We start from the raw sequence: 12,077 nt of genomic DNA, 5'->3' as shown, positions 1-12,077 counted from the left end.
ATGGCCACGCACGTAGATCAGAGGCAGAAGGCCTGGGACATCGCCGCAACAGTATGCGACCCCGAGATCCCGGTGCTCACCATCGCGGACCTGGGCATCCTGCGGGACGTTCAATTCGAGGGCGACGCCGTCCGCGTCATCATCACGCCCACATACTCGGGCTGCCCGGCCATGGACGCCATCCGCGACGACCTGAAAACGGCGTTCGCCAAGGAAGGATACGCCAGTGTCGAGGTGGATCTGGTGCTCGCCCCGGCCTGGACCACCGACTGGATGACCGAGGCCGGCAAGGCCAAGCTGGAGGAGTACGGCATCGCGCCGCCCACCGGCATGTCCGATGCCGCCCGGCACGCCGGTCCCATCCGCCTGACCATGGCCGTCAAATGCCCGCAGTGCTCCTCCCTGAAAACCAAGGAACTCACCCGCTTCGGTTCCACCTCCTGCAAGGCGCTCTATGTCTGCCAGGACTGCAAGGAACCGTTCGACTACTTCAAAGTCCTGTAAGGAAACCCCATGCCTGTTGTCCGCCAGACCGCCGCCGAATCGGCGCAGGCCACCGGCCGCCGTCGTCCGTCCTTCCACACGCTCGCCGTCAAGGAGGTGCGCCGGCTCACCGAGGACGCCATCGAAGTCTCCTTCCATGTTCCGGCCGACCTCGCCGGCCAGTTCGATTACCTGCCCGGCCAGTACGTTGCGCTTCGCACCAAACTGCCCAATGAGGACGGCGAACTGCAGGAGGTGCGCCGCAGCTACTCCATCTGCGCCGAGCCGCGCAGCTTCGAGGACGGCAGCAGCGAGATCCGCGTCGCCGTGAAGAAGGACCTCGGCGGGCTGTTCTCCACCTGGGCCAACGCCGAGCTGAAGGCCGGGGACACCCTGGACGTCATGAGCCCCATGGGCGCTTTTGTGTCCAAGCACGGCCGGGACGGCCAGGCCGTGGAGCAGAACCGGATGAACTCCATGAACCACCCGGAGGAACTGGCCGGGGAAATCGCGTCGACCGGTGAGGCCAGCTTCGTGGCCATCGCCGCGGGTTCCGGCATTACCCCGGTGATCGCCATCGCCCGCACACTGCTGGCGGCCAACCCGGCGAGCCGGTTCGACCTGATCTACGCCAACAAGGCCGCCATGGATGTGATGTTCCTGGAGGAGCTCGCGGACCTGAAGGACAAGTACCCGCAGCGCCTCGCCATCCACCACGTGCTGTCCCGCGAGCAGCGGATCGCGCCGCTGCTCAGCGGCCGGATCGACGCCGAAAAGCTCCAGCAGCTGCTGGGCACCGCCATCCACGCCGACGATGTGGATGAGTGGTTCCTGTGCGGCCCGTTCGAGCTGGTGCAGCTGTGCCGGGACACCCTGACAGAGCGCGGTGTCAGCCCGGACAACGTCCGGTTTGAGCTGTTCTCCTCCGGAAAGCCGGACCGCCCGGAAGGCCACGCCGGCCGGCCGGTGCTGGTGGACGAGTCCAAGGAAACGTACAAGATCACGTTCAAGCTGGACGGCCTGCAGGGCGAGGTGGCCAGCCCCACGCACGCCCGCGAATCCATCCTGAACGCCGCGCTGCGGGTCCGCCCGGACGTGCCGTTCGCGTGTGCCGGGGGAGTGTGCGGCACCTGCCGCGCCAAGGTGGTTACCGGCAGCGTGACCATGGATGAGAATTACGCGCTGGAGCAGGACGAGCTGGACAAGGGCTACGTCCTGACCTGCCAGAGCCACCCCACCAGCAAGGAAGTCATGGTCGACTTCGACGTCTAAGCATTACCTATTAAGGAGCCCCATGATCTCCCTTTCCATCGCCAACAACATCGCCGAAGTGGTCCTGGACGCGCCGCACAAGCTTAACTCGCTCGACGAGCAGGCACTCGCGGAGCTGTCCCAGGCGTACGACGACGCCGCTGCCGCCGCCGCACGCGGTGAGGTGCGGGCGCTGCTGCTCCGGGGAGAGGGCCGCGCCTTCTGCGCGGGCCGCGACATCCAGAACGTGACGCCCGAAAGCGACGACGCCGAGGCGTACCTGGCGGGTCTGGTGCAGCCGCTGCTGAAGAAGATGAGCGCGTTCCCGGCGCCCACGTTCGCCGCGGCCCAGGGCGCGTGCCTCGGCGTGGGGCTGGGCCTGCTGCTGGCCACCGACGTGGTCTACGTGGCGGAGAATGCGAAGTTCGGCTCGCCCTTTGCCAAGCTCGGGGCCACGCTGGATTCCGGCGGGCACTGGTACTTCACCGAGCGGCTGGGCATGCACCGGACGCTGGACCTGATCTACACCGCGGAGCTGATTTCCGGGGCCGAGGCTGTGGCACAGGGGATGTTCAGCCGCGCCATGCCGGCGGATGAACTCCTGCCGGGCACGCGGGAAATCGTGACGCGTGTGGCCTCGGGGGCCACGGGTGCGTTCACCGCGAGCAAGGAGCTCGTGGCGCACATCCGCGACCAGCGGCTGGGCCTGTGGGACGCCATGGCCGAAGAAAACGCCGAGCAGGCGCGGCTGTGCAAGAGCGAGGACTACGCCGAAGGCTTCCGCGCCTTCCAGGAAAAGCGGACCCCGGTGTTCAACGGCTCGGTGGCGCGCTAGCGAAAAGTTTTGGCTGTGTTCCACGACACATCCATGTATCATCTTGGTAACTGAACGTTCGATCAGTAAATCTTGACACTCATTATTGGCAGCATTGCTGCCCCCAGCCATGGAGTTCCAATGACCGCAACTTCACACGTCGATTCAGAGTTGGGCCCCAGCAGCAAGCACGAGGAACGCAAAGTCCTCGCGGGGACCCTCGTGGGCACCACCATCGAGTGGTACGACTTCTTCATCTTCGCCCAACTGACAGCCACTCTGCTGTCCCCGCTGTTCCTTGCCCCGCTGAACGACTCCAACCCAGGCCTTGCACAGATCCTGTCCTTTGCCCTGATCGGCATCAGCTTCCTGTTCCGCCCGCTCGGCGCCATCGTCGCCGGCCACCTGGGTGACCGCCTGGGCCGGAAAGCCATGCTGGTCTTCACCCTGATCATGATGGGCGCCGCCACGGCGCTGATCGGCATGCTGCCGACCTACGCCCAGATCGGCTTCTGGGCTCCCGTCCTGCTGATCCTGCTCCGCGTTATCCAGGGCTTCTCGGCGGGCGGTGAATGGGGCGGTGCGGCCCTGATGGCCGTCGAGCACGCTCCGAAGAGCAAGCGCGGCCTGTTCGGCGCCTACCCGCAGATCGGTGTTCCGGTCGGCATGATCCTCGCCACCGGCCTGCTGTACTTCCTCAACACGTCCATGTCCAAGGAAGACTTCGCCTCGTGGGGCTGGCGTGTGCCGTTCCTGCTCTCGATCGTGCTGATCGTGGTGGGCTACCTGATCCGCCGGGCGGTCGCCGAGAGCCCCGTCTTCAAGGAGATGCAGGACCGCAAGGAAGCGAGCAAGGCGCCGCTGGGCGAGCTCATCCGGAAGCACAAAAAGGCTGTCCTGTTCTCCACCATGATCTTCATCGGCAACAACGCCGCGGGCTACCTCCTGATCGCGTTCTTCATCTCCTACGCCACCAAGTCACTGAAGATGCCGGTGGCGCAGATCCTGCTGGCCACTACCCTGGCTTCCTTCGGATGGCTGATTTTCACGCTCGTGGGAGGCTGGCTTTCCGACAAGATCGGCCGGGTCAAGACCTTCCTGATCGGCTACGCAATCGTCTTCGCCTGGATGATCCCGATGTTCGCCCTGATCGACACCAAGGACATCGTGCTCTACGGCGTGGCGCTGTTCGTCCTGACCGTCGGCCTGGGCCTGTCCTACGGCCCGATGTCCGCCATGTACGCCGAAATGTTCCCGGCCAACGTCCGCTACTCGGGCATCTCCATCGGCTACGCATTCGGTGCGATCCTGGGCGGGGCGTTCGCCGCCACCATCGCGGAGGCGCTGCTGCAGAGCACCAAATGGACCGGATCCATTGGCATCTACATCATGATCCTCTGTGTCATTTCGTCTGTTGGTGTTGTGCTCGCCAAGGAGACAAAAGGCCGCCCGCTGGGTGTCAGCCACCACTGATAGCCTGTGGCCGGCCGGGGGGGGGGTAGGCGCCTACGGCACCCATCCCCGCCGGCCGGCTCAAGGTTCAGTCAAGAATCCGGCAGGCCGGCCTGTGCACGCCTGAGTGCCGGTTCTTAGCCGGTAGATTTGTCTCGGTTTCGGTCCCCCCAACGAAACCGTGGAAGCCCCCGCGCTCGAGTTCATCTCGCGTGGGGGCTTCCAGTCAAAGAGCGTCGGACGGCGGCGCGGGAAACCGCGGCATGGGATAGGTTCGGTCCATGAACCTGATCCGGTGGCGTGAGGGGCTGTGGGCCCTGCTGGTGCTCGTCGCGTCGGTGCTCATGGCATGCGGGCTGGCCGACGTGTTCACGTTCCTCATCGAACCTCCCACCTATGCGGTGGGGCACCGGCTGGTGCTGTTCGGATCCCTCGCCTTCGCTGGTGCCGCAGTGTGGTCCTGGCTGCGGCAGGCACCGCGATGGGTATCGGTGCTTATGGGACTGCCCGCGGTGGTGGTTGGCGGATTTGCCCTGCAGTTTGAGGATGGCGGCTGGGGTGTTCTGACCGGGTTCTTCCTGATTCCCGCGGCGCTGATCGCCATGCTGGTGGAGCTGCTGAACCCATACGACGCGCGCCAGCGGCTTTACCAACAGCATTAGCGGAACGGCCCCGTTCCCGCACTGGCAGTGCGGGAACGGGGCCGTTCGTGCGGACAGAACCGCGTGGATGGTCAGCGCTGGACGTTGCCACCCAGCGGAGGAATCGTTCCGGGCTCGTGCTCCTCGCGCCGCTCGGCCGCACTTCGGATCTCACCTTCAGTGGTGCCGTCGGATTCGCCTTCGACGTCCACCAGGCCGTTGGTCTGGTCAAAGGGTTTCCCCGGCGCGCGATCCGTGCCGACGGCTGCGGAGCCCGACATGACTCTAGTGCCTGTCTCGACGCCGCCCGCCGCCGTCGTGCTGGAAACCGAATCGGTGGGGACATGATGGATCGGTGTGGACTCGACTGTCAGCGGCTCCACCGGAGGGGTCACCGTGACATCACGGGTCTCGTCTGCGTCCTTGTTACTGCCAGCCTTCATGGCTGCGGCAGCGCCCGCAACTGCAGCCACTCCGGCCGCTGCTGCCACCTTGCCTGAAATGCCAGCCTTGCCCGAGTCGCCGCGTGATGCCCCGGCATCCTCGACTCCCGGCGTGCCGACGGAAGCGCCCGCATTGACTGATTCGCGCCAGGCGCCGCTGGCATAGCCTGCATCCTCAATGAACTCCTTGAACCGCTGCAGGTCAGCTTCGGCCTGGCGGTCAACGACGTGCAGCTTGTCGCCGATCTTTTCGACGATGCCCTCGGGATCGTATTCGAGTGTGAGCCGCAGCGAGGTCTGTCCACCGCCGACGTCCTCGAATTCCACTGCGCCGGCATTGGTGGCACCTTCAGTGGCAGCCCAGGCAACCTTGCGGTCGGGGATCTGTTCCAGGACCTTCGCAGTCCACTGCCTGCGGACTCCGGCGATTTCCGCCACCCATTCCAGCCGGTCATCGCTGGTCTGCGTCACGCTCTTTACCCCGCCCATGAAGTGGGGGAATTCTTCGAACTGCGTCCACTGGTTGTAAGCGGTGCTCACCGGCACGTTTACCAGAATGCGCTTTTCCACCTTCGTGCTCATAACATCTCCTTCGAGAGTAGAACCGGACTGATGAAGGACGTAATCAATTCATCAGTATGCTTAGCATATCGTCCGGGTCAACCTCGAGGTCAACCCCGGATGGAAGATGGACGCGAAAGATGCCGCCCCAGAAGACTGACTCTCTGTGCTGGCGAATTGAAAGCGCAACCAATCGTTGCACATGTGGGAACGGTGCCCTATAGTCATGTGCAACAAAAGGTTGCTAATAGTCAGGAGAGCAAGATGGAATACGGCAGCATCGAACGGGAGGTCCACATCGAGGCCACGCCCGAGGTGGTGTACCAGGTCATCACCACGCCTGAGCACCTGCGGGAGTGGTGGCCGGATGATGCGGAGCTTGAACCTGTGCCCGGGGCGACAGGGGTCATCACGTTTGGCGACAGGTCCGCGCCGGGGGCAAAGATCGTCACTCTCACGGTGGTGGAAGCCAGCCCGGCCCGCCGGTTCTCCTTCCGGTGGGTGTACGGCGACGGTGAGACTGCGACGTCCTCCAACTCGCTTCTCGTGACCTTTGACCTGATCCCGTCGGAGGCGGGCACACTGCTGCGTTTTACCGAGACAGGGTTCCGAGAGAAGGGCTGGGAGTCGGCCGTGCTCGAGGGGAATTACCGGGATCATGTCCGCGGCTGGGACTACTTCCTGCCCCGACTCGTTGCCTATGTCGCCCGGCTGGTAGCGGCGCCATGAGCGTCACCGTCGACGACGAGCTCTGGTCGGCGGTGGGGGATTCGACCCGGCGACGGATGCTCGACCTGCTGCTGACAGACGGCGGCGGCACAGCAACCACGCTGAGTAGGCAGCTGCCGGTCACGCGGCAGGCGGTCGCCAAACACCTTGGTGTACTCCACCGCGTCGGAATGGTCCACGTCACGAGTTCGGGACGGGAGCGCATCTACGAGGTGAGCCAGGCCCAGCTCGCCCGAGCGGTCGCGCAACTGTCGTTGGTCGGGGCCACGTGGGACGCCAGACTGCAGCGCATCAAGGGCATCGCAGAAGCAATCCAGCACAGTCGTGAAGGCTGACCCCTCCCGGGACGGTCAGGGTGTTGTGGGCTCGCCGGTCTGGGGCGGTGCCGGGAGGGCCCGCCGTCGGATTTGGGCGGCTCCGTCACCGGTGAGTTCGTCGGTTGCTGCTGCCCTGCCGGCGATTGTTGAGATGAGTGCGGATGCGCTGCCGATCACTTCGGGGCCGGTGCCGTAGCTCCAGCCAGTGTCGTGTGCGGAGAAGGCGAGCCCGTCGAGCAGGCCGGGCTTGAGCGAGCGCCGGGCCCGCGGGGTAGTGAGCTGCTCCAGGACGATGTTGGCGCTCTGAGGGTTGATGGTGTGGCGGATACCGAGAGGGCGGTAGATGTCTTCGGCGTGGATTACCAAGTGACACAGCGGAGCTTCGGGCGGAGCGCCAGGAATGCCGAAACGGCCCTCTTTCGTGGCGCGAAGGGCGTCCAGTATTTGTCCATTCGGCCGGGTGTCTCCGGTCGCCCACCGGTCAGCCATCTTGTCGAACTTGAATCCTGCGGCCGCCATTTTGCTAAAGAAGCGCGGCACCGACAGGTGGTAGGGCATGAGGAGATGAACGACGACGTCCCGCACGCGCCAGCCGGCGCACAGGCTGGCGGCGTTCCACTGCTCGTTCTCCAGCTCCTCCAGTACGTCGAGCAGGCGGGTCCGTTCGGTATCGATCAAAGCATCGATTTCATTCATGTCATGCCCTCCTGGATCCGGCAGCACCGCTTCGTGTTCCGGCCGCTGAGCTTCGGCCAGAGTACGTCAGTTGCGGGTCGAGGCCCAGCATTCCGCCGACAGATGCTGTCCCGGAAACCACAGGTCAGAGCAAAGGTAAGCACATCTACGGTCCCGAAGGCGTCTTCGCGAGCTGAAGTTAGTGAATGCAGGAAGCGGCCCGCCGGCTGATGCCGGCGGGCCGCTATAGGCGGGTTCCTACTAACACGCGGGTTCGAATGCTGGGCGGACCTGCTACATGATGCCGGTCGGCACCAGCAGGGCCCAGGCCAGGGCGGGGGCTACCAGCACCACGCCGCCGGCGTACATCATCAGCTGCTTGTAGACGCGCTGCCGGTCGTCAGCGCGGGCGTTGGCAACCACCAGTGCACCGTCGGTGGAGAACGGGGAGACGTCCACCACCGTGGCGGCGATGGCGAGGGCGGCAACGGTTCCGGAGGCACTGAGGGTACTGGTGGCGAGCAGCGGGCCGGCCAGGGGGATGAACGCGGTGAGCAGCGCGGTGGAGGATGCGAAGGCCGAGCCGACGCCGATGACGTAGCAGAGGACCAGGGCGATGAGCAGGGGTGCGCCCAGTGCGAGGGCCTGCTCGGCGAGGGTGTCGATGACGCCTACGTGCTGGAGCAGCGAAACGTAGGTGATCATGCCGGCCACGAGCAGGACGGTGGACCAGGAGATGCCGCCGATGAAGGTCTGGTGTTCCTTGATGTTCACGAATGCCAGCAGGAGGCCGGCGGCGAGGGCCACAAAGCCGATCGGCATGTGGAAGCCCAGGGTGCACACCAGCATGACGGCGATCAGGGCCAGGGTGAGGATCTGCTGGCCGTGGGGACGGCCGGTGCGGGAGGTGTCAACGTCGGCGTGCTGGCCGCCTTTGCCGTCGCGCAGCTTCCCCAGGAGGGCGAACAGGGCCACGGTGAGGGCGGACAGGATGAGGTTCAGGGCGAAGCTGGCCGCGAAGAGCGAGCCCTGGTCGATGGCGAAGCCGTTCTTTACCGAGATGTCGTGGACCAGCACGCCGGCTACGGACAGCGGGGAGAAGCCGCCGGCATGGGCGCCGTTGATGATGAACGCGCCCATCAGGACGGGGTGGATGCGGGACTCGTAGGCGAAGCCGATGGCAGCGGGTGCCAGCAGCGCGACGGCGGCCGGGGAGAAGGTGCCCAGCGACGTCAAGGCGGCGGCGATCAGGAAGAACACCCAGGGAAGCAGCATCGTCTTGCCGCGGACGAGGCGCACACAGGTCTGGACGATGATATTGATGGTGCCGTTCCGCTGCGCCATGCTGAAGAAGTACGTGACGCCGATGATCGTCAGGACGATGCTGGCGGGGAACTCATCGAGGATCTGCTTGTCGCTCATGCCGAGCATGAAGTACCCGACGCCGAAAGAGGCCACCAGGCCCATCACCCCGATGTTCAGCGGCCATTTTGTGGCGACGACGAACATCACGACGAGGATGACCAGGGGGATGATCTGGGTGGCGGTCATGGTCGGCTCCGATTCCGGGGTGGCTGCCGGGTTGAAGATGGCACCCCCGAAGACGAGGGCCACCAGACCCAGGATCGCGGTCGCGGCTACCGCTATCAGCAGGATACGGCGGCGGCGGCCGGGACGCTTGGCAGGGACTTTCCGGATATCGCGCTCTGCTTCGGAAGCAGGCTCGTAAATAGTTTTAGTCATGATCTTGGCTCCTCATTGAGTGGCTGATGCTAGTGAGGCTTCGACGGCGTTGCCGAGGGCCTCGGGGAGGTGGATGACAGTGGTGGCGATGGTGCGGGCAGTCCGGTCGACGCCGACCACCAGGGACCCGTCGCGGTCCTCGCTCCAGGTCTCGATCACCCCTGCGGGAGTGCGTAGCCGCAGCGTGGTCCGCGGGGTGTCGCCGGTGATGCTGCTGAGTACGGTGCCCGGTGTCCGTGCGGCGAGAGTCAGGGCGATGCTCCCGGTGATGGCGAGGGCCGGGTGGGGCTTGCCCATCGAGAGCATCATGACGTTGACGTCGCTGTCCGCGTCCGGCTGGGCGGGGGAGGCGACGATCGCGAGTTTGGGGATGGCGCGGGCGGCAGCGGCAATGGTTGGTGCCAGCCCCATCCGTACGGCTGCCTGGCGGCGGATGTACTCCAGCGTTTCCAGCTGCAGTTCCACCCCGGCTGCCCAGCTGTCGTACCGGGCGGGGTCAAGGCCGAGCTCATCAGCGCGGACGATCACTACCGGCGCTCCGGCGTCGACCATTGATACAGTCCAGCGCGTCCCGCCTGCGGTTATCGTGTCGGTGGCGGCGCCGGTGGGCAGCAGATTCCCAGTGGTCTTGCCGGCCGGGTCCTGAAAGCCGAGTCCCACCCGGTAGCCCGGAAACGCAACCCCGGGCATCTGCGCGTCAGGAACGATGGGCAGGGCCCCTGCGGGAGTGGCCACGCGCTGGATGATGATCTGGCCGGTGTTCGTGTTGCGGGTGACGATCCGTGTGACGTCTCCGCGGGGGACCACCCACCCCTTTTCAATCGCGTAAAGTCCCACCACCGCGGAGCAGTTCCCGCAATTGCTGCCCCAGTCCACCGCGGCCTCTTCGATGCCGACCTGGGCGAAGGTGAACTCGACGTCGACACCCGCATCGGCCGGTCGCCGAAGGATCATGGCTTTGCTGGTGGTCGACGTTGCCCCGCCGACACCATCAATCTGCCTGTGGTCGGGACTTCCGAACAGCCGGGGAAGCAGCTCGTCCAGGCTGGTGCGGGTCTGGTCCAGGTGCTCCGTTTCGAAGACCCAGCACTTGCTGGTGCCTCCGCGCATCCATTCAGCTTCTATCTTCATTGTCTTTCCCACATCTCTCGGGCCGCGCATTCGGTTCAGGGGCCTGATAAGAGAATGAGCCGGATCACATATGAAGACAATGTTCAATATGTGAGGGACTATGTAGGTGTGCTTCAATCACTGTGGATTCACCGCTAGAGAGCGGCCAGCCGGTCGATTCACGGCACCAGATGCCCCTGCTGGCACGCCGATCTGCGCGCAACTGCATAGAATGAACCAATAGAACAGAAGGGTTAAGTTTTGCTTCACGATGAGAGCCAAGAATTATTCGACATCCGCCGCCTGGCCCTGCTGGTTGAGGTCGTGGAGCAGGGCTCCATCACCGCTGCGGCTGATTTGATGATGTACACGCCGTCGGCCGTTTCCCAGCAGCTGCGGAAGCTGGAGCAGGAAGTGGGGCAGCCCCTGCTCAACCGCCGCTCCCGGGGGGTAGTGCCCACCGAGGCCGGGCAGGTGCTGGCCGGGCACGCCCGCAGGATCATCGGTCAGATGCGGGCAGCTCAATCTGACCTGGACCAGATCGCCGGCCTCAGGCGCGGTTCCCTGACCGTGGGTACGTTTCCCACCCTCGCCGGATCATTTTTGCCCGTTGTCATCCGGGCCTTCAAGAAGCGGTACCCGGCAATTGGCCTCTCGGTGCGCAGCGCGCGCTTTGACGAACTGGTGTCAGACCTCCAGTCCGGCGTCACCGGACTGTGCCTGCTCTGGGACTATCCCTGGAATAGGTTCCACGACGACTCCATCCGGGTAACAGAAGTCTTCCAGGAGAGCACAGTAATCCTCGTAGCCCGCGGGCATCCGCTTGCTGACCGGGATGAGGTGAAGATGGAGGAGCTGCGGAAGGAGTCCTGGATAGTTCGCGCGGAGGCCCACCCGGTGGTTGAGGTCCTGCAGCGCTCGGCGCACGACGCCGGATTCGAGCCGACGATCGGCTTCCTGGCCAACGACTACCAGGAGGCCCAGGCCATGGTCAGCGTCGGCATGGGCGTGGCCATGGTGCCCAAAACCGCAGTGGCCCTCCAGCACCCCGACGTGCGGGTCATCAGTCTCGGTGCTGCGGCCCCCATGCGGCGCGTATTGCTGGCCCAGCGCCAGGACAAGGTCTATGCCCCGGCAGAGGTCGCCTTCCACTCCACTCTCCTGGAAATCGCCCGGGAGCACGTGGGCGACTACCTCTAGGGAGAGCTGCGACGGGTCATGAGGCGACGATCCGTTGGACAGCTTCACGGACAGTGCTGACCGGCATGGGCTTGAGGGAGAGCGCCCGGTGGATGGTCAGGCCTTCAATCAAGGCGTCAAGCATTAAGGCCGTATCTGGCTCGAAGTGGCGTTCGAGGGCCCTGCGGCTGCGCGCCATCCAGCCGTTGGTGATGGTGCGGATCTCGGGCCGGCGGGCCGCAAGCGAATACAACTCGTACGTCGCCACCATCGCTTCACGCCGGTTCAGCACGGTGCCGGTGATGAGTCCGACGATCGCCTCCACCGCCTCCACTGGGGTCCGGGCCTGCATCATCGCCTGATCGAAGGCATCGGCGGCGTGTTCGGCCAGCCGGGTGAAGGCGGCCTCCAGCAATTCGTCCATGCCGGCAAAGTGGTAGGTCATGGAGCCCAAGGGAACCTCCGCGGCCGCGGCAACACGCCGGTGGGAGGTCCCGGCAACGCCGTGCTCGGCGATTACTGCCAGAGCTACATCGATGAGCCGTTCCCTGCGGTCCGGATCGTGCCGGCGCTGGCGGTGCGGTGGTGCAGTGCCGGTAACGGCATCGGCCGACGGCGTCATGCCGGGTCGATCGGATCGGTCTCGTTGAGGTGCCGAACCACGCGGGCGGGGTTGCCC

Annotated in this window: 13 protein-coding genes; 8 read left to right on the top strand and 5 right to left on the bottom strand. The window is 65.0% G+C overall.

Features of this window, described 5'->3' with window-relative positions:
* From paaD to AC1MCD_RS17720, 5 genes are all read left to right on the top strand, one after another.
* A complete protein-coding gene (paaD, locus tag AC1MCD_RS17740) occupies positions 1 to 504 on the top strand; it encodes a 1,2-phenylacetyl-CoA epoxidase subunit PaaD (protein ID WP_498673808.1) in 504 nt (167 codons plus the stop codon).
* A 9-nt stretch (positions 505 to 513) separates the two neighbouring features.
* Positions 514 to 1,755, top strand: coding sequence for a 1,2-phenylacetyl-CoA epoxidase subunit PaaE (gene paaE, locus AC1MCD_RS17735; protein ID WP_498673807.1), 1,242 nt, complete (start codon positions 514 to 516; stop codon positions 1,753 to 1,755).
* A gap of 22 nt (positions 1,756 to 1,777) precedes the next feature.
* Positions 1,778 to 2,569: an enoyl-CoA hydratase/isomerase family protein gene (locus AC1MCD_RS17730; protein ID WP_498673805.1), complete on the top strand. Its 792-nt coding sequence runs from the start codon at positions 1,778 to 1,780 to the stop codon at positions 2,567 to 2,569.
* A 120-nt stretch (positions 2,570 to 2,689) separates the two neighbouring features.
* Positions 2,690 to 4,021, top strand: a complete 1,332-nt coding sequence (locus tag AC1MCD_RS17725) for an MFS transporter (RefSeq protein WP_498673803.1) — start codon at positions 2,690 to 2,692, stop codon at positions 4,019 to 4,021.
* A 260-nt stretch (positions 4,022 to 4,281) separates the two neighbouring features.
* Positions 4,282 to 4,662: a hypothetical protein gene (locus AC1MCD_RS17720; RefSeq protein ID WP_498673802.1), complete on the top strand. Its 381-nt coding sequence runs from the start codon at positions 4,282 to 4,284 to the stop codon at positions 4,660 to 4,662.
* A gap of 71 nt (positions 4,663 to 4,733) precedes the next feature.
* Here AC1MCD_RS17720 and AC1MCD_RS17715 read toward each other — a convergent pair whose 3' ends face one another.
* Complete coding sequence (locus tag AC1MCD_RS17715; RefSeq protein ID WP_498673800.1) at positions 4,734 to 5,666, bottom strand: SRPBCC family protein; 933 nt, start codon at positions 5,664 to 5,666, stop codon at positions 4,734 to 4,736.
* Positions 5,667 to 5,909: 243 nt separating this feature from the next.
* Between AC1MCD_RS17715 and AC1MCD_RS17710 the strand changes: the two genes are divergently transcribed.
* Entirely contained in the window at positions 5,910 to 6,374 is a 465-nt protein-coding gene (locus AC1MCD_RS17710; protein ID WP_498673799.1) for an SRPBCC domain-containing protein, read from the top strand.
* Positions 6,371 to 6,709, top strand: coding sequence for an ArsR/SmtB family transcription factor (locus AC1MCD_RS17705; protein ID WP_498673796.1), 339 nt, complete (start codon positions 6,371 to 6,373; stop codon positions 6,707 to 6,709). The genes AC1MCD_RS17710 and AC1MCD_RS17705 overlap by 4 nt, the downstream gene beginning before the upstream one ends.
* A 15-nt stretch (positions 6,710 to 6,724) precedes the next feature.
* Here the strand turns inward: AC1MCD_RS17705 and AC1MCD_RS17700 are convergent, their stop codons facing one another.
* The 3 genes from AC1MCD_RS17700 to AC1MCD_RS17690 all read right to left on the bottom strand — a co-directional run bounded on the left by AC1MCD_RS17700 (position 6,725) and on the right by AC1MCD_RS17690 (position 10,240).
* On the bottom strand, positions 6,725 to 7,387 hold the full coding sequence (locus AC1MCD_RS17700; protein ID WP_498673795.1) for a maleylpyruvate isomerase family mycothiol-dependent enzyme: 663 nt from the start codon (positions 7,385 to 7,387) through the stop codon (positions 6,725 to 6,727).
* 273 nt (positions 7,388 to 7,660) lie between these two features.
* Complete coding sequence (locus AC1MCD_RS17695; RefSeq protein ID WP_498673793.1) at positions 7,661 to 9,109, bottom strand: SLC13 family permease; 1,449 nt, start codon at positions 9,107 to 9,109, stop codon at positions 7,661 to 7,663.
* Between the two features lie 12 nt (positions 9,110 to 9,121).
* Complete coding sequence (locus AC1MCD_RS17690; RefSeq protein ID WP_498673791.1) at positions 9,122 to 10,240, bottom strand: PrpF domain-containing protein; 1,119 nt, start codon at positions 10,238 to 10,240, stop codon at positions 9,122 to 9,124.
* 240 nt (positions 10,241 to 10,480) lie between these two features.
* On the opposite strand from AC1MCD_RS17690, the gene AC1MCD_RS17685 reads away from it, so the two are divergent.
* On the top strand, positions 10,481 to 11,419 hold the full coding sequence (locus AC1MCD_RS17685; RefSeq protein WP_190991884.1) for a LysR family transcriptional regulator: 939 nt from the start codon (positions 10,481 to 10,483) through the stop codon (positions 11,417 to 11,419).
* Between the two features lie 16 nt (positions 11,420 to 11,435).
* Here the strand turns inward: AC1MCD_RS17685 and AC1MCD_RS17680 are convergent, their stop codons facing one another.
* Positions 11,436 to 12,020: a TetR/AcrR family transcriptional regulator gene (locus AC1MCD_RS17680; RefSeq protein WP_498673789.1), complete on the bottom strand. Its 585-nt coding sequence runs from the start codon at positions 12,018 to 12,020 to the stop codon at positions 11,436 to 11,438.
* Positions 12,021 to 12,077 lie beyond the last annotated feature (57 nt).

It is taken from the genome of Arthrobacter sp. BF1, assembly GCF_056680215.1.
This window is presented reverse-complemented; position numbering and strand designations above follow the sequence as displayed.